Here is a 17,729-nt window from a genome sequence, read left to right as displayed (position 1 = left end):
AGGCTGGAGGCATGCCCGCACGGATCAACCCCAGCATCCTCTCCGCCGACTTCGTGAACTTCGAGGCCGAGCTGCAGCGCATCGCCGGAGCCGACCTGGTGCACGTCGACGTGATGGACAACCACTTCGTGCCGAACCTCACCTTCGGGCTGACCATGGTCCAGCGCCTCCAGGACGTCTCGCCCCGGCCGCTCGACCTGCACCTGATGATCGACGACCCCGACCGGTGGGCCCCCGACTACGCCGAGACCGGCGCCTACTCCGTGACCTTCCACGCCGAGGCCGCGCGCGACGCCGTGGCCCTGGCGCGGCGCCTGCGCGAGATCGGCTCGCGGGCGGGGATCGCGCTCAAGCCGGGCACGATGGTGGACGACTACCTCGACCTCCTGCCCGAGTTCGACCAGGTCCTCGTGATGACGGTCGAGCCCGGCTTCGGGGGCCAGTCCTTCATGGAGGAGACGATGCCCAAGCTGCGCACCCTCCGGAACGTGGTGGACCGCACCGGGCTCGACGTCTGGCTCCAGGTCGACGGCGGGATCGCTCCCGGCACGATCGAGATCGCAGCGGAGGCGGGAGCCGACACCTTCGTCGCGGGCTCCGCGGTCTTCGGCGCGGACGACCCGGAGGCCGCGATCGCGTCGCTGCGCGAGACGGCGACCGCTCACCTGCACCGGCACTGAGGTGGCCCGCGCCCGGCCGCCGTATAGACTTCCCCGGTGAAAACTTTCGACGACCTCTTCGCTGAGCTGGGCGAGAAGGCCGCCGCCCGTCCCGAGGGTTCGGGCACCGTCCGCGAGCTCGACGCCGGCGTGCACTTCATCGGCAAGAAGATCGTCGAGGAGGCCGCCGAGGTGTGGATGGCCGCCGAGTACGAGGGCGACGAGCGCACCGCCGAGGAGATCTCGCAGCTGCTCTACCACCTGCAGGTGCTCATGCTCGCCAAGGGACTGACGACGGCCGACGTCTACCGGCATCTGTGAGCCCCGCCCCGCTCGCCGGGGTGCGCCTCCGCTCCGCGCCGTCGCGCCCGCACGCTCCCCGAGGAGCCGTGCCGCCCCCTGAACAGCCGTCGAGTCATGAAGGACGTCCCGTGACCACCACCCCCGCCCCGGCGCTCCTGCGCGTCGCCGTCCCCAACAAGGGCTCCCTCTCGGAGACCGCCGGTCAGATGCTCGCGGAGGCCGGCTACACCGGCCGTCGCGACCCGAAGGAGCTGCACGTCGTCGACGAGCGCAACGGGGTGGAGTTCTTCTACCTGCGCCCGCGCGACATCGCCACCTACGTCGGCTCCGGCGCTCTCGACGTCGGGGTCACCGGCCGCGACCTCCTGATCGACTCCGGCTCCGAGGCGCGGGAGATCGCGAGCCTGGGCTTCGCGAACTCCACCTTCCGCTTCGCTGGGCCCGCAGGCCGCTACGACGAGCTCGCGCAGATCGACGGCCTCCGCGTGGCGACCAGCTACCCGGGCCTCGTGGGCCGCTTCCTCCGGGAGCACGGCGTCGAGGTGACGCTGATCCGCCTCGACGGCGCGGTCGAGTCCGCGATCCAGCTCGGCGTCGCCGACGTCATCGCCGATGTCGTCGAGACCGGCACCACGCTCCGCAAGGCCGGCCTCGAGATCTTCGGCCCGGTCATCCTGGACTCGACCGCCGTCCTGGTCTCCGCCGCAGGGGAGCCCGAGGGCATCCCGGTGCTGCTGCGCCGCCTGCAGGGCGTGCTGGTCGCCCGCGAGTACGTGCTGCTCGACTACGACTGCCCCGTCGCGCTCCTGGAGAGCGCCACGGCGATCGCCCCGGGCTTCGAGTCGCCGACGGTCTCGCCGCTGCACGACGCCGAGTGGGTGGCCGTCCGCGTGATGGTGCCGCGCTCGGACATGAACCAGGTGATGGACCGCCTGTACGACCTGGGCGCCCGCGCGATCCTGGTCACCTCCATCCACGCCGCGCGCCTGTAGAGGGGGAGCCGATGAGTCTCGCCGTCCGCGTCATCCCCTGCCTCGACGTCGCCGCCGGCCGCGTCGTGAAGGGCGTCAACTTCCAGAACCTGCGCGATGCGGGCGACCCCGTCGAGCTCGCCCGCCTCTACTTCGAGCAGGGCGCCGACGAGCTGACCTTCCTCGACGTCACCGCCACGGTCGACGACCGCTCGACCACCTACGACGTGGTGCGGGCGACCGCCGAGCAGGTCTTCATCCCGCTCACGGTCGGCGGAGGCGTGCGCAGCGCCGAGGACGTCTCGCGACTGCTCGCGCACGGCGCCGACAAGGTGGGCGTCAACTCCGCCGCGATCGCCCGGCCCGAGCTCCTCGGCGAGATCGCCGACGTCTTCGGCGCGCAGGTGCTCGTGCTCTCGCTCGACGTCAAGCGGAGCGACGCCACGGCGTCCGGCTTCGTCGTCACCACTCACGGCGGACGCCGCGAGACCGAGCTCGACGCCCTGGCCTGGGCGGCCGAGGCCGTCGAGCGCGGCGCCGGGGAGCTGCTGGTCAACTCCATCGACGCCGACGGCACCAAGCAGGGCTTCGACCTCGAGCTGATCGCCGCGATGCGCGAGCTGAGCTCCGTGCCGGTCATCGCCTCCGGAGGCGCCGGCGCCGTCGAGCACTTCGCTCCGGCCGTCGACGCGGGAGCCGACGCCGTGCTCGCCGCCTCCGTCTTCCACAATCGCGAGCTGACGATCGGCGACGTCAAGCGCGCGCTCGCCGCCTCCGGGATCGAGATCCGATGACCCCCGCCGAGCTCGACGCCGTCCTGGACCGCGCCGCCTTCGATCCGACCGGGCTCCTGCCCGCGATCATCCAGCAGCACGACACCCGCGAGGTGCTCATGATGGGCTGGATGGACCGCGAGGCGCTCCGGCGGACCCTCACCGAGGGCCGCGTCACCTTCTGGTCGCGCTCGCGCCAGGAGTACTGGCGCAAGGGCGACACGTCCGGGCACGCGCAGTACGTGCGGGGTGCCGCCCTCGACTGCGACGCCGACACCGTGCTGGTCCAGGTCGAGCAGATCGGCGCCGCCTGCCACACGGGCGAGCACGCCTGCTTCGACGTCGACCCCCTCGTGCCGTTCACCGGCCTCGGTCCGGCGGAGTGAGCATGAGCGGACGGCGGCTGAAGTACACGGCGATCCTCGGGGTCGTGCTGCTCGCCGCGCTCGAGCTGACCTCCTCCACCCAGACCTGGTCCACGCTGACCCTGGCCGCGATCGAGGGGGAGGGCCAGCGGATCGACGTGGCCGGGACCGTCGCCGCGCCCGCGCTCTCCGCCCTGGCGCTCGCAGGCCTCGCCCTCGCCGCGGCCCTCGCCATCGCCGGCCCGGTCTTCCGGATCCTGCTCGGTGTGCTCCAGGCCGTCCTCGGCGCCTCGGTGGTGCTCGCGGCCGCGACGGCACTGGGCGACCCCGTGCGCGCCGGCGCCTCGCTGGTCACGGAGGCGACCGCCATCGCGGGGGAGCAGTCCGTCGCCGCGCTCGTGGCCTCGTCCTCCGCGACGGCCTGGCCCGTCGTCGCCCTGGTCTGCGGCGTGCTCACCGCGTTGCTCGGGATCGGCGTCCTCGCGACCTCGCGCCGCTGGCCGGGAGCGGCGCGGAAGCGCGCGTCCCGCTTCGAGCCCGCCGACGGCTACGGCCACGGCGCGTCGACCGTGCAGACGGACGACGGCGACATCGATCCGGTCGTCTCGTGGGACGAGCTCTCGCGCGGCGACGACCCCACCTCGGGCCGCTGACACCGGCCGGGGACGTGTCCGGCGGTCCGGCATCCCCGCCTCCTGCAGGCGACTGCGCAGGCGAGTCCGGGGCCGGGCGCTCAGGCGCCTCACGCTAGACTGCTCTGGTCCCGATGCACCCCCAGGAGGAGACCCATGAGCACCGAGCACGACGACGACAACCACGGCCACTCGCCCGCAGCGTGGACGGCCGTCGTCATCATGCTGGTCGGATTCACGATCGGCACGATCGCGTTCTGGTTCGACGTGCCCCTGGTGGTCTGGCTCTCGGCCGGCCTGGTCGTGGTGGGTCTGCTCGTGGGCATGGGCATGGCCAAGGCGGGCTACGGCGTCAACGGCGCGAAGGCGAACCCGAAGGCGCGCGCCTAGGTGCTCGCCGACCTCACCGCCGGCGCCCTGGCCGACGCGGCCCGGCGCCGCGAGAGCGCCCCGCTCGAAGCCGTCGAGCGCCGCGCGCTCGCCCAGGCGCCCGCCCTCGACGCCCTGGCCGCTCTGGCCCCCGCCGAGCGCGTCAGGATCATCGCCGAGGTGAAGCGCGCCAGCCCGTCGCGCGGAGCCCTCGCCGACATCCCCGTCCCCGCCGAGCTGGCCGGACAGTACGAGCTCGGGGGAGCGAGCGCGATCAGCGTCCTCACCGAGGAGCGCCGCTTCAAGGGGTCCCTCGCGGACCTCGAGGCGGTCCGCGAGCGCGTGTCGATCCCCGTCCTGCGCAAGGACTTCGTCGCCGAGCCGTACCAGGTCCTCGAGGCCCGCGCGGCCGGAGCCGACCTGGTCCTCCTCATCGTCGCCGCGCTCGAGCAGCCCCTGCTCGCCGAGCTGCACGCCCTCGTCCTCGAGCTGGGGATGACCCCGCTCGTCGAGACGCACTCGGCCGACGAGCTCGAGCGGGCCGCCGACCTCGGCGCGCGGCTCATCGGCGTGAACGCCCGCGACCTCTCCACCTTCCAGCTCGACCGCGACCTCTTCGGCCGCCTCTCCGAGCGCTTCCCCGACGACGCGGTGAAGGTGGCCGAGTCGGCCGTCCTCACCGCCGACGACGTCGCGCACTACCGCGGCTCCGGAGCCGACGTCGTCCTCGTGGGCGAGGCTCTCGTCACCGGCGGCGACCCCGTCTCCACCCTCGCTGGCTTCCTGGCGCACTGACCACACCGATAGGCGGAACCCCCATGGCACTCCGGGATGAACTCGGCCCCTACTTCGGCGAGTTCGGCGGACGCTACGTCCCCGAGTCCCTCGTCGAGGCCCTCGACGAGCTGAGCGCCGAGTACGAGCGCACGAAGGTCGACCCCGCGTTCGCGGCCGAGCTGATGGAGCTGCACCGCAGCTACACCGGCCGTCCGTCGATCATCACCGAGGTGCCGCGGTTCGCCGAGCACGCCGGCGGTGCGCGGATCATCCTCAAGCGCGAGGACCTCAACCACACCGGCTCGCACAAGATCAACAACGTGCTGGGCCAGGCGCTGCTCACCAAGCGGATCGGCAAGACCCGCGTCATCGCCGAGACGGGAGCGGGCCAGCACGGCGTCGCGACCGCCACGGCCGCCGCCCTGTTCGGCCTCGACTGCGTGGTCTACATGGGCGAGGTCGACACCGAGCGCCAGGCCCTCAACGTCGCCCGCATGCGCCTGCTCGGCGCCGAGGTGATCCCCGTGACGACCGGCTCGCGCACCCTCAAGGACGCGATCAACGACGCGATGCGCGACTGGGTGACGAACGTGGGCACCACGAACTACATCTTCGGCACCGTCGCGGGCCCGCACCCGTTCCCGGCCCTCGTCCGCGACTTCCAGAAGATCATCGGCGAGGAGGCGCGCGAGCAGGTCCTCGAGCTGACCGGCTCGCTGCCCACCGCGGTCACCGCCTGCGTCGGCGGCGGCTCCAACGCGATGGGGATCTTCCACGCCTTCCTCGACGACCCCGACGTCCGCCTCGTCGGCTTCGAGGCCGGCGGCGACGGGATCGAGACCCCCCGCCACGCGGCGACCATCAGCAAGGGCCGCCCCGGCGTCCTGCACGGCGCCCGCAGCTTCCTCCTCCAGGACGAGGACGGCCAGACCGTCGAGTCGCACTCGATCTCGGCCGGCCTCGACTACCCGGGCATCGGCCCGGAGCACGCGTGGCTCTCGAGCATCGGCCGCGCCGACTACCGCGCGGTCACCGACTCGGCCGCGATGGACGCGCTCATGCTGCTCAGCCGCACCGAGGGGATCATCCCCGCGATCGAGTCCGCGCACGCGCTGGCCGGCACGCTGGAGCTCGGGCGCGAGCTCGGCCCCGAGGCCACCATCCTGGTCAACCTCTCGGGCCGCGGCGACAAGGACATGACGACCGCTGCGCACTACTTCGGCCTCATGGACCAGGGCGCGGTGCAGTCGTGAGCGGCCGCGGACCGAGCGTCGCCGAGACCGTCCGGCGCCGGAACGAGGAGGCGGCGGGCGCCCTGATCGGCTACCTCCCCGTCGGCTTCCCCGACCTGCCGACCAGCATCGACGCCGCCGTGGCCATGGCCGAGAACGGCGTCGACGCGATCGAGCTCGGTCTGCCCTACTCCGATCCGGTGATGGACGGACCCGTCATCCAGGAGGCGACCCAGGCCGCCATCGCGGGCGGCTTCCGCCTCCGCCACGGCTTCGAGGCCGTCCGCGAGATCCGGGCGCGCGTCGACGTGCCGGTCCTGGTGATGACCTACTACAACCCCGTCCTGCAGTACGGGGTCGAGCGCTTCGCCACTGATCTGGCCGAGGCCGGCGGGTCCGGCCTCATCACGCCCGACCTGATCCCGGACGAGGGCGCCGAGTGGCTCGCCGTCTCCGAGCGGCTCGGACTCGACCGCGTGTTCCTCGCGGCGCCGTCCTCGACGGACACGCGCCTGCGCCAGGCCGTCGACTCGAGCCGTGGATTCGTCTACGCGGTCTCGACGATGGGCATCACCGGCGCGCGCACCGACGTCGACTCCGCGGCCCGCACCCTGGTCGACCGCCTCCGCGCCGCCGGCTCCGAGAGCGCGTGCGTCGGCCTGGGCATCTCAACCGGCGAGCAGGTCGCCGAGATCCTCGCCTACGCGGACGGCGCCATCGTCGGATCCGCCCTGGTGCGGGCGCTGGCGTCCGGCGGGGTCGACGCGGTCGCCGAGACCTCCCGCGGCCTCGCCGAGGGCACCCGCCTGCGCTCCGCGCGCTGACACCCTCCCGCTACAATCGGGATGCCCACCGGGGCGCGGCAGAGCCGCGCCCGGGGGACCCCCTCCTTCGAAAGGTCGAGTACCGGTGTCCGTACCGCTGAGCATTCCGAGCCCCCCCGACGCGTGGAGTCAGTACGACCTCACGATCGGCACCTTCACGCTCGCGATCCACACCTACGCGCTCTGCATCCTCGCGGGGATCATCGTGGCGACGATCATGACGAACCAGCGCCTCAAGCGCCGCGGCGCGGAGCCGTGGGTCGTGCTCGACATCATCATCTGGGCCGTGCCGCTCGGCATCGTCGGCGCCCGCGCCTACCACGTGCTCACCCACCCCGGCGACTACTTCTACGACGGCGCCGACCCGTGGGAGGTCGTCCGCATCTGGAACGGCGGCAACGCCATCTTCGGCGGGCTGATCGGAGGCGCGGTCGGCGCGTTCATCGGCTGCCGCTGGACAGGAGTGCGGTTCTGGACCTTCGCCGACGCCCTCGCCCCCGGCATGCTCGCCGCGCAGGCGCTCGGGCGTCTGGGCAACTGGTTCAACCACGAGCTCTTCGGCCTGCCCACGACCCTGCCCTGGGGCCTCGAGATCGAGACCACCAACCCGGCCTTCCCCGTCGGCCTCCCGGCGGGCACGCTCTTCCACCCGACCTTCCTCTACGAGATCCTCTGGAACGTCGTCGGCATCGCGGTCATCCTCCTGCTCGAGCGCCGTCTCAAGCTGCAGTGGGGCACCGTCTTCGCCGCCTACCTGATCTGGTACGGGATCGGCCGCGTCTGGTTCGAGTCCATCCGGATCGACCCGAGCGAGTTCTTCTGGGGCATCCGCACCAACGTCTGGGCCGCGCTCATCGCCGTGGTCATCGGCCTGGTCCTCGTGGTGATCCAGAAGCGCGAGCACCCGGGCGCCGAGCCCTCGGCCTACCGGCCGGGTCGCGAGTGGACGCCCGCTCCGGCTGCGGTAGAATTCGAGGACGTCGAGTCCGACTCCGACGACACCACCACCCCTGCTTCCGGCACCGACGCCGAGAAGCCGACGGTCTCCCGCACCTGACGGAGGTCGCGGAGCCTCCGCGACCGCCTCCCGGGTGCCCGACACCTCCACGACCGCCCCATCGCGGCGCAGCCACGAGCGCTGCCGCGGGCGGGTCGTCGTGCAGGCACCGCCGGCGGCGCGCGACGCTCGCGCCACGGCAGAACCCTGCGGCCCTCCCGATCGGGGAGCCGCTCCTCCTCCACCACCGCGGGCCAGTGACGTCCCGATCAGCCATCACCCCCGTGAGGACGGTTCCCATGGCCTCCGCCCAGCCCTCGACCCCGGCCCGCGCCGTGCCCTTCCTGGGCATGCCGCCGGCGCAGGGGATGTACGATCCGGCCGCCGAGAAGGACGCGTGCGGTCTCGCGATGGTCGCCACCATGCGCGGCACCGCCGGCCACGACATCATCGACGCCGCGCTGAACGCGCTGCGCAACCTCGAGCACCGCGGCGCCGTCGGCTCCGACGCGGGAACGGGCGACGGCGCGGGGATCATCACGCAGATCCCGGACGAGTTCCTCCGCGCGGTCGCTCCCTTCGAGCTCCCGCCGCTGGGCCAGTACGCGGTGGGCAACGCCTTCCTCCCGGTGGACGTGTTCGAGCGCGAGCGGGTCAAGTCGACGATCGCCGACATCGCCCGCGAGGAGAACCTCGCCGTGGTCGGCTGGCGCTCCGTGCCCGTGCAGCCCGACGAGATCGGCACGCTCGCCCGGGCCGCCATGCCGGCGATCGAGCAGCTGTTCATCCGGAGCGAGCTGACCGACGAGAGCGGCACGCCCCTCTCCTCCGTGCGCCTCGACCGTCTGACCTTCCGCCTGCGCAAGCGCGTCGAGCGCGAGCTCGAGGTCTACTTCATGTCGCTCTCGAGCCGCACGCTCGTCTACAAGGGCATGGTGACGACGCTCCAGCTGGAGCCGTTCTACCCGGACCTGTCCGACGAGCGCTTCGCGTCGAAGCTCGCGCTGGTGCACTCCCGGTACTCCACCAACACCTTCCCGTCGTGGCCGCTCGCTCAGCCGTTCCGGATGATCGCGCACAACGGCGAGATCAACACGGTGCAGGGCAACCGCAACTGGATGCGCGCGCGCCAGTCGCAGCTGAAGAGCCGCGAGCTGGGCGACCTGGCCCCGCTGTTCCCGATCGTCTCGCCCGGCCGCAGCGACTCCGCCTCGTTCGACGAGACCGTCGAGCTGCTCAACCTGGCCGGCCGGTCGCTCCCGCACGCGGTCATGATGATGGTGCCGGAGGCCTGGGAGAACCAGGACGGCGCGCTCGACCCGAAGCGCCGCGCGTTCTACGAGTACCACTCGATGCTCATGGAGCCGTGGGACGGCCCGGCCGCGATCGTCTTCACCGACGGCGAGCTCGTCGGCGCCACTCTCGACCGCAACGGGCTCCGCCCCGGCCGCTACGTCGTGACCGACGACGGGCTCGTGGTGCTCGCCAGCGAGATCGGCGTGCTCGACATCGACCCCGCGAAGGTGGTCCGCAAGGGACGCCTGCAGCCCGGCCGCATGTTCCTGGTCGACACCGAGCAGGGCCGCATCGTCGAGGACGAGGAGATCAAGGGGCAGCTCGCCGCCTCCGGTCCGTTCGAGGAGTGGCTCGAGAAGGGCCGCATCAACCTCAAGGACCTCCCCGAGCGCGAGCACATCGTGCACACGCCCGCCTCGGTCAACCGCCGCCAGCGCACCTTCGGCTACACCGAGGAGGAGGTCCGCCTCCTCCTGCTGCCGATGGCGCGCGCCGGTGCGGAGCCGCTCGGAGCGATGGGCTCGGACACCCCCGTGGCCGTCCTGTCCAAGCGCCCCCGCCTGCTCTTCGACTACTTCACGCAGGCCTTCGCGCAGGTGACGAACCCGCCGCTGGACTCGATCCGCGAGGAGGTCGTGACCTCGCTCCGCCTGGGCCTCGGCCCCGAGCGCAACCTGCTGACCGCCGGTGCCGAGCACGCGCGCCAGGTCGTCCTCGACTTCCCGGTCATCGACAACGACGAGCTCGCGAAGATCCAGCACATCGCGCCGCGCCCGCTGAGCCACATCACCACGACGATCCGCGGCCTGTACCGCGTCGACGCGGGACCCCGCGCGATGCAGGACCGCATCGACGAGATGTGCGACGAGGCCGACGAGGCCATCGCCGCGGGAGCGCAGTTCCTGGTGCTCTCGGACCGCGACTCCACCAAGGACCTCGCGCCGATCCCCTCGCTGCTGATGCTCGCCGCCGTGCACCACCACCTCATCCGCACCGAGAACCGGATGCGAGTGGGGCTCGTGGTCGAGGCGGGCGACGTCCGCGAGGTGCACCATGTGGCGACGCTCATCGGCTACGGCGCCTCCGCGGTCAACCCGTACCTGGCGATGGAGACCTGCGAGGACCTCGTCCGCAGCGGCATGCTGTCGGACGTCTCGCCGGAGAAGGCCGTGAAGAACGTGATCAAGGCGCTCGGCAAGGGCGTGCTGAAGATCATGTCCAAGATGGGCATCTCCACCGTGTCGAGCTACGCCGGGGCGCAGACCTTCGAGGCCGTCGGCCTCAGCCAGGCGTTCGTCGACCAGTACTTCACCGGCACCGTCTCGAAGCTCGGCGGCATCGGCATCGACGTCGTCGCCGAGGAGAACGCCGCGCGTCACCGCGCCGCGTACCCCGAGGACGGCGCGATCGTCGCGCATGAGCGCCTGGCGGTCGGCGGCGAGTACCAGTGGCGCCGCGACGGCGCCCCGCACCTGTTCAACCCGGACACGGTGTTCCGCCTGCAGCACTCGACGCGCAACCGCCGCTACGACGTCTTCCGCGAGTACACGAAGATGGTCGACGACCAGGCGAGCTCGCTGATGACCCTCCGCGGCATGTTCAAGCTCGACACCGCGGGGCGCACGCCGATCCCGATCGACGAGGTCGAGCCGGTCGAGGCGATCGTGAAGCGCTTCTCGACGGGCGCGATGAGCTACGGCTCCATCTCGCCGGAGGCGCACGAGACGCTCGCCATCGCGATGAACCGCCTCGGCGCCAAGTCGAACACGGGCGAGGGCGGCGAGGACACCGAGCGGCTGCTCGACCCGGAGCGCCGCTCCGCGATCAAGCAGGTCGCCTCGGGCCGCTTCGGCGTCACGAGCATGTACCTCACCCACGCCGACGACATCCAGATCAAGCTCGCCCAGGGCGCCAAGCCCGGCGAGGGCGGTCAGCTGCCGCCGACGAAGGTGTACCCGTGGATCGCGCGCACCCGGCACGCGACCGCCGGTGTCGGCCTGATCTCGCCGCCGCCGCACCACGACATCTACTCGATCGAGGACCTGAAGCAGCTGATCTTCGACCTCAAGCGGGCGAACCCGTCGGCGCGCATCCACGCGAAGCTGGTCAGCCAGTCGGGCATCGGAGCGGTCGCCGCCGGCACCGCGAAGGCCCTCGCCGACGTGATCCTCGTCTCGGGTCACGACGGCGGCACCGGCGCGAGCCCGGTGAACTCGCTCAAGCACGCGGGCACGCCCTGGGAGCTCGGCCTGGCCGAGACCCAGCAGACGCTGATGCTCAACGGCATGCGCGACCGCGTGGTCGTGCAGGTCGACGGCCAGATGAAGACCGGTCGCGACGTCGTCATCGGCGCGCTGCTCGGAGCCGAGGAGTTCGGCTTCGCGACGGCTCCGCTGATCGTCGAGGGCTGCATCATGATGCGCGTCTGCCACCTCGACACCTGCCCGGTGGGCGTCGCGACGCAGAACCCGGAGCTGCGACAGCGGTTCTCCGGCAAGCCCGAGTTCGTCGTCAACTTCTTCGAGTTCATCGCCCAGGAGGTGCGCGAGTACCTCGCGCAGCTCGGCTTCCGGAGCGTCGACGAGATCGTCGGCCACCGCGAGCTGCTCGACGTCGACCAGGCGATCGAGCACTGGAAGGCGAGCGGGCTCGACCTGACGCCGATCCTCGTCGGGCCGGTCTTCACGGCGGAGGAGCCGCGCCGCCACGGCCGCGCGCAGGAGCACGAGCTCGAGCACCACTTCGACAACGAGCTGATCCGCCTCGCGGCGAACGTGCTCGACCACCGCGGCACCGTGCGGATCGAGCGCGAGATCAAGAACACCGAGCGCGCCGTCGGCACCATGCTCGGCCACGAGGTCACCGTCCGCTTCGGCGAGAACGGCCTGCCTGCCGACTCCATCGTCGTGTCGCTCCGCGGCTCGGCCGGGCAGTCGCTCGGAGCGTTCCTCCCCGCCGGCATCACTCTTCGGCTCGAGGGCGACTCCAACGACTACGTCGGCAAGGGCCTCTCGGGCGGCCAGATCGTGGTGCGGCCGGACCGCCGCAGCACCTTCGACGCCTCGACGAACGTGATCGCGGGCAACGTGATCGGCTACGGGGCGACCCAGGGCACGATGTTCATCCGCGGGATGGTCGGCGAGCGCTTCCTGGTCCGCAACTCCGGCGCCACCGCGGTGGTCGAGGGAGTGGGCGACCACGCGCTCGAGTACATGACCGGCGGCCTGGCGGTGATCCTCGGCGAGACCGGGCGGAACCTCGGCGCCGGCATGTCGGGCGGCACGGCCTACATCCACGGCCTGCGCCGCGAGCTCGTGAACCGCGACGCGATCGCCTCCGGCGAGCTGACCCTCTCCGAGCTCGGCAGCGCCGACGTGGAGATCCTGCGCGACCTGCTCGAGCGGCACGTCGCGGAGACCGAGTCGACCCTGGCCCAGGGGATGCTCGACGATTTCGACGGAACGGTCTCGCGTTTCGTCAAGGTACTGCCCCGCGACTTCGCCGCGGTGCTCGCGACGCGCGCATCCGCTGTGGAGGAGGGGCTCGACCCCGACGGCGACGTCGTCTGGGGACGGATTCTGGAGGTGACCGGTGGCTGATCCCAAGGGGTTCCTGAAGGTGCAGGACCGGGAGCTGCCCAAGCGGCGTCCCGTGGCCGTCCGCCTGATGGACTGGAAAGAGGTCTACGAGCAGGGCGACTCCGCCGTGTTGCGCCGGCAGGCGGGCCGCTGCATGGACTGCGGCATCCCGTTCTGCCACAAGGGCTGCCCGCTGGGGAACCTGATCCCCGAGTGGAACGACCTGATGTGGCGCGGCGAGGGCCGCCAGGCGATCGAGCGCCTGCACGCGACGAACAACTTCCCGGAGTTCACGGGCCGGCTCTGCCCGGCGCCGTGCGAGTCGTCCTGCGTGCTCGGCATCAATCAGCCCGCCGTCACGATCAAGCAGATCGAGGTCTCGATCATCGATCAGGCCTTCGGCAACGACTGGGTGCAGCCGCACCCGCCGGAGCGCCTGACCGGCAAGACCGTTGCGGTCGTCGGCTCCGGCCCGGCGGGGCTCGCCGCTGCTCAGCAGCTCACCCGCGCCGGGCACACCGTCGCGGTCTACGAGCGCGACGACCGCATCGGCGGCCTCCTGCGCTACGGCATCCCGGACTTCAAGATGGAGAAGAAGCACCTCGAGCTCCGCCTGAACCAGATGAAGGCCGAGGGCACCCGGTTCCGCGCGGGCGTCGACATCGGCTCCGACATCACCTGGGACGACCTGCGGGCGCGCTACGACGCGGTCGTGGTCGCCACCGGCGCTCTCGTGCCGCGCGACCTGCCGATCCCGGGGCGCGACCTCGACGGCGTGCACTTCGCCATGGAGTACCTCGTGCAGTCGAACCGCGCGATCGCGGGCGACCGCGTCTTCGAGCAGATCTCGGCCGAGGGCAAGCACGTCGTCGTCCTGGGCGGAGGCGACACCGGAGCGGACTGCATCGGCACCGCCCACCGCCAGAAGGCCGCGTCGGTCACGAACCTGGCGATCGGGCAGCAGCCGCCGTCGCAGCGCCCGGACAGCCAGCCCTGGCCGATGGACCCGACCGTGTTCGAGGTCTCGAGCGCCCACGAGGAGGGCGGGGAGCGGATGTTCCTCGCGTCGACCGTGGAGTTCCTCGCGAACGAGGGCGGCGAGGTCCGCGCGGTGCGCGTGGCCGAGACCGAGTACCTCGACGGGCGCCGCGTCCCCAAGGCGGGCACCGAGCGCGAGATCCCGGCCGACCTGGTCCTGCTCGCCCTCGGCTTCACCGGCCCGGAGGCGGACCACCTCGGCCGCCAGCTCGACGTCCCCTTCACCGAGCGCGGCAACGTCGCGCGCGGCGACGCCTTCGAGACGACCGTCCCCGGCGTCTTCGTGGCCGGCGACGCCGGGCGCGGCCAGTCCCTGATCGTCTGGGCGATCGCCGAGGGCCGCTCCGTCGCGGCCGAGGTCGACCGCTACCTCGAGGGCACGACCCAGCTGCCGGCGCCGGTCGGCCCCGACGACCGGGGCTTCACGCTCTAGTCCCCGGGACGCGATAGTCTCGGCCCGCCAGCAATCAGCTCACCCTCCCCGCTAACGACGCGCCTCCGGGCGCAGAACAACGGAGCACCCCCTCAATGAGACGAGCGAAAATCGTCGCCACCCTCGGCCCGGCAACGTCGTCGTACGAGACCATTCGTGCGATCATCGACGCCGGCGTGGACGTGGCCCGCATGAACCTCAGTCACGGAAGCTACGACGTCCACGAAGGCATCTACCGCATCGTGCGGAAGGCCGCGGACGACGCCGGGCGCGCGGTCGCGATCCTCGTCGACCTGCAGGGTCCGAAGATCCGCCTCGGCAAGTTCGAGGGCGGCCCGTACGCCCTCGCCGAGGGCGACGTCTTCACCATCACCACCGAGGACGTCCTCGGCACGCGCGAGCTCTCGGGCACCACGTTCAAGGGCCTCCCGGACGACGTGAACCCGGGCGACATGCTCCTCATCGACGACGGCAAGGTCGCTGTCCGCGTCACCGCCGTCGAGGGCCCCCGGGTCGTCACCGAGGTCGTCGTCCCCGGCAACGTCTCGAACAACAAGGGCATCAACCTGCCCGGTGTCGCGGTCAACGTCCCCGCCCTCTCCCAGAAGGACGAGGACGACCTCCGCTGGGCGATCCGCCTCGGCGCCGACATCATCGCCCTCTCCTTCGTGCGCAACGCCAGCGATATCGAGCGCGTGCACGAGATCATGGCGGAGGAGGGCCGCAAGGCGCCCGTCATCGCCAAGATCGAGAAGCCGCAGGCGGTCGACAACCTGCAGGAGATCATCGACGTCTTCGACGGCATCATGGTCGCCCGCGGCGACCTCGGCGTCGAGCTGCCCCTCGAGGCGGTGCCGATCGTGCAGAAGCACGCCGTCGAGCTCGCCCGCCGCTGGGCGAAGCCGGTCATCGTCGCGACCCAGATGCTCGAGTCGATGATCGAGAGCCCCCGCCCCACGCGGGCCGAGGCCTCGGACGTCGCGAACGCCATCCTCGACGGCGCGGACGCGGTCATGCTCTCTGGCGAGACCAGCGTCGGAGCCTGGCCCGTCGTCACCGTGCAGACCATGGCCCGAATCGTCGAGTCCACCGAGGAGCACGGCCTGGAGCGCATCCCCCCGCTGGGCAGCAAGCCCCGCACCCAGGGCGGATCCGTCACGCTGGCCGCCGCCGAGGTCGCGGAGTTCGTCGAGGCGAAGTTCCTCTGCGTGTTCACCGAGTCGGGCGACTCGGTCCGCCGCATGACGCGCTTGCGCCACGGCATCCCGATCATCGGCTTCACCCCCGAGCCCGCCGTCCGCCGCCGCATGGCGCTGAACTGGGGCGTCCAGTCCTTCGTCACGCCGCGCGTCAACCACACCGACGCGATGTTCGCGCAGGTGGACGCGGTGCTGCTCCGCGAGGGCCTCGCCCAGGCGGGCGAGACCGTGGTCGTCGTCTCCGGATCGCCCCCCGGGCGCGCCGGCACGACGAACGACATGCGGGTGCACATCGTCGGCTCGTCCAGCTCGGCCGACAGGGCCGAGAACTGGGACCACTGAGTCCAGCACCCCCGGAGGGCCCGGTCGCGCGAGCGGCCGGGCCCTCCGGCGTTCCCCGGCGGCCCGCGTGGCGGGACGCGCCTCCGCGGGCGGATACCGTGGACCCATGCGACTCGGCGTGCTCGACATCGGCTCCAACACGGTCCACCTGCTCCTCGTCGACGCGCACCCCGGCGCCCGCCCGGTGCCCTACCGCTCGCACAAGCGGAGCCTCGCTCTCGTGGCGCACCTCGACGAGGCGGGGGAGATCACCGAGCGGGGCCAGCGCGAGCTGATCGCGTTCGTGACCGAGGCCGCGGAGGTCGCCCGCGAGCACCGCGCGGAGGACCTGCTGGCGTTCGCGACCTCGGCGATCCGCGAGGCCGGCAACGGCGCGGCTGTCCTCGACCGGGTCCGCGCCGAGACGGGAGTGCACCTCCAGGAGCTCGGCGGCGAGGCGGAGGCGTCGGCCACCTTCCTCGCCGTGCGCCGCTGGTTCGGCTGGGGCGCGGGCTCGATCCTGGACCTCGACATCGGCGGCGGCTCGTTCGAGCTCTCGATGGGCGTGGACGAGGTGCCCGAGCTCGCCGTGTCGGTCCCGCTCGGAGCGGGGCGGGTGACGCGGGACCTGCTGGTCGGCGATCCCGCCTCGGCCACGAGCGTGAAGGCCGCCCGGCGTCACGCCCGCGAGGTGCTCGCGGAGCCCGTCCGCGGCTTCCTCGCCCTGGGGCGCCCCGACCTGGTCGCAGGCACGTCGAAGACTTTCCGGTCTCTGGCGCGGATCACCGGCGCCGCTCCGAGCGCCGCCGGTCCGCTGGTGCGCCGGGAGCTGCACCTGGTCGACCTCCGGCTGTGGTCCGCCCGCCTCGCCGCGATCAGCGCGGCCGACCGCTCAGCGCTGCCCGGCGTCTCCGCTCTGCGGGCTCCGCAGCTGCTCGCGGGCGCTCTCGTCGCGGAGGCGGCCATGGACGCCCTCGGCATCGAGACGCTGGTGATCTGCCCCTGGGCCACCCGCGAGGGGCTGATCATCCGCCGCTTCGAGCTGCTCGACGCGCAGATCCAGCGCGAGGACGTTCAGCTCAGCGCGATGCTGTAGGACAGCGACCGCCGGCCGCCCGGCTCGAGGACGATCTGGCGCGGCTTGTCGACGATGTCGCCGTCCCAGCCCTCGGGGGTCGGGACGCTCCGCCAGGGCTCGAGGCAGACGAACGGGGCCCCGACGGGCTTCCACACGCCGACCACGTCGAAGTCCCCGGTGTCGACGACGATCGCGCGGGCGGCGCCGTCGGCCTCGAGCCGGAGGGTCCGCCGGCGCGGCTCGTCGAAGATCATCACGCCCTCCTCGAAGTGCGCGTCGTCCACTGTCAGGACCCCGTCCTCGAGCGGCGCCGGGTGGCGCGCCTCGAGCAGCAGGTTCTCCGGAGCGCGGCGGTACCCCTCCGGCTCGGGCTGCGCGAAGCGGATGCGGTGCTCGCCGCGGCCCTCGGGCAGCGGCAGCGCGAAGGCCGGGTGGTTGCCGAGCGAGAAGCCCAGCGGAGAGGGACCCCTGTTCTCGACGGTCTGGGTGATCCGGAGCGAGGCGCCGGTCACGGCGTAGGCGATGAGGAGCATCCAGTCGAAGGGGAACACCGCGCGCGTGGCGTCGTCGCTCCGGAGCCGGAACACCGCCTCGTCCGCCGAGACGCCCGCGAGCTCGAAGACCCGGTCCCGCGCGAAGCCGTGCTGCCCCATCCGGTGGTCCGCGCCGTCGTGGTGCAGCGTGTCGCCGGGGAGGCGCCCGATGATCGGGAACAGGACGGGAGCGTGCCGGCGCCACTCCGGGCCGGCCTGCCACAGGTACTCGCGGCCCTCGTCGTCGCGGAGGGACGTCATCTCGGCCCCGGCGGTCGTCAGGGCGAGGCGCAGGCTCTCGCTGCCGAGGGTGAGGACGGTGGGCGCGGGGGAGTCGCTGCTGGTCATCCT

At 72.1% G+C, this 17,729-nt stretch carries 16 protein-coding genes; 15 read left to right on the top strand and 1 reads right to left on the bottom strand.

The genetic code is table 11. The features are described 5' to 3' along the window. Positions 1–11: 11 nt before the first annotated feature. From rpe to C5D36_RS05220, 15 genes are all read left to right on the top strand, one after another. Positions 12–680 carry a ribulose-phosphate 3-epimerase gene (gene rpe / locus C5D36_RS05290; RefSeq protein ID WP_104232661.1) on the top strand — a complete coding sequence of 223 codons (669 nt, stop codon included), beginning with the start codon at positions 12–14 and terminating at the stop codon, positions 678–680. 36 nt (positions 681–716) lie between these two features. Further along, the gene (locus tag C5D36_RS05285) at positions 717–980 is read left to right on the top strand and encodes a phosphoribosyl-ATP diphosphatase (protein ID WP_055791842.1); all 264 of its coding nucleotides are present in this window, start codon (positions 717–719) and stop codon (positions 978–980) included. 110 nt (positions 981–1,090) lie between these two features. Beyond that, a complete protein-coding gene (gene hisG, locus C5D36_RS05280) occupies positions 1,091–1,954 on the top strand; it encodes an ATP phosphoribosyltransferase (RefSeq protein WP_104221851.1) in 864 nt (287 codons plus the stop codon). An 11-nt stretch (positions 1,955–1,965) separates the two neighbouring features. After that, positions 1,966–2,727 carry an imidazole glycerol phosphate synthase subunit HisF gene (gene hisF / locus C5D36_RS05275; protein ID WP_104221853.1) on the top strand — a complete coding sequence of 254 codons (762 nt, stop codon included), beginning with the start codon at positions 1,966–1,968 and terminating at the stop codon, positions 2,725–2,727. Then, positions 2,724–3,092 (top strand): phosphoribosyl-AMP cyclohydrolase, encoded by a 369-nt coding sequence (gene hisI / locus C5D36_RS05270; protein WP_104292126.1) that lies wholly within the window; start codon positions 2,724–2,726, stop codon positions 3,090–3,092. The genes hisF and hisI overlap by 4 nt, the downstream gene beginning before the upstream one ends. 2 nt (positions 3,093–3,094) lie before the next feature. Next, entirely contained in the window at positions 3,095–3,724 is a 630-nt protein-coding gene (locus C5D36_RS05265; RefSeq protein WP_104295338.1) for a Trp biosynthesis-associated membrane protein, read from the top strand. A gap of 135 nt (positions 3,725–3,859) precedes the next feature. After that, positions 3,860–4,093 (top strand): DUF6704 family protein, encoded by a 234-nt coding sequence (locus C5D36_RS05260; protein ID WP_104221860.1) that lies wholly within the window; start codon positions 3,860–3,862, stop codon positions 4,091–4,093. Continuing rightward, positions 4,094–4,867: an indole-3-glycerol phosphate synthase TrpC gene (trpC, locus tag C5D36_RS05255; RefSeq protein WP_104221862.1), complete on the top strand. Its 774-nt coding sequence runs from the start codon at positions 4,094–4,096 to the stop codon at positions 4,865–4,867. Between the two features lie 23 nt (positions 4,868–4,890). Beyond that, the gene (trpB, locus tag C5D36_RS05250) at positions 4,891–6,102 is read left to right on the top strand and encodes a tryptophan synthase subunit beta (RefSeq protein ID WP_104295337.1); all 1,212 of its coding nucleotides are present in this window, start codon (positions 4,891–4,893) and stop codon (positions 6,100–6,102) included. Then, complete coding sequence (gene trpA / locus C5D36_RS05245; protein ID WP_104232657.1) at positions 6,099–6,905, top strand: tryptophan synthase subunit alpha; 807 nt, start codon at positions 6,099–6,101, stop codon at positions 6,903–6,905. The genes trpB and trpA overlap by 4 nt, the downstream gene beginning before the upstream one ends. An 85-nt stretch (positions 6,906–6,990) precedes the next feature. Next, positions 6,991–7,962, top strand: coding sequence for a prolipoprotein diacylglyceryl transferase (lgt, locus tag C5D36_RS05240; RefSeq protein WP_258059820.1), 972 nt, complete (start codon positions 6,991–6,993; stop codon positions 7,960–7,962). Between the two features lie 239 nt (positions 7,963–8,201). Then, complete coding sequence (gene gltB / locus C5D36_RS05235) at positions 8,202–12,797, top strand: glutamate synthase large subunit (protein WP_104232656.1); 4,596 nt, start codon at positions 8,202–8,204, stop codon at positions 12,795–12,797. Next, complete coding sequence (locus C5D36_RS05230; protein WP_104295336.1) at positions 12,790–14,247, top strand: glutamate synthase subunit beta; 1,458 nt, start codon at positions 12,790–12,792, stop codon at positions 14,245–14,247. The genes gltB and C5D36_RS05230 overlap by 8 nt, the downstream gene beginning before the upstream one ends. Before the next feature lie 95 nt (positions 14,248–14,342). Continuing rightward, positions 14,343–15,788, top strand: coding sequence for a pyruvate kinase (gene pyk / locus C5D36_RS05225; RefSeq protein ID WP_104221869.1), 1,446 nt, complete (start codon positions 14,343–14,345; stop codon positions 15,786–15,788). 106 nt (positions 15,789–15,894) lie between these two features. Continuing rightward, complete coding sequence (locus C5D36_RS05220; protein WP_104232654.1) at positions 15,895–16,863, top strand: exopolyphosphatase; 969 nt, start codon at positions 15,895–15,897, stop codon at positions 16,861–16,863. Here the strand turns inward: C5D36_RS05220 and C5D36_RS05215 are convergent. After that, positions 16,842–17,726 (bottom strand): aldose 1-epimerase family protein, encoded by an 885-nt coding sequence (locus C5D36_RS05215; RefSeq protein WP_181072778.1) that lies wholly within the window; start codon positions 17,724–17,726, stop codon positions 16,842–16,844. The genes C5D36_RS05220 and C5D36_RS05215 overlap by 22 nt on opposite strands. Positions 17,727–17,729 lie beyond the last annotated feature (3 nt).

The sequence above is a fragment of the Rathayibacter sp. AY1C6 genome (assembly GCF_002931535.1).
Lineage (GTDB): Bacteria > Actinomycetota > Actinomycetes > Actinomycetales > Microbacteriaceae > Rathayibacter.
The sequence above is the reverse complement of the archived record's forward strand: the minus strand, read 5'-3'. Positions and strand labels throughout refer to the sequence as shown.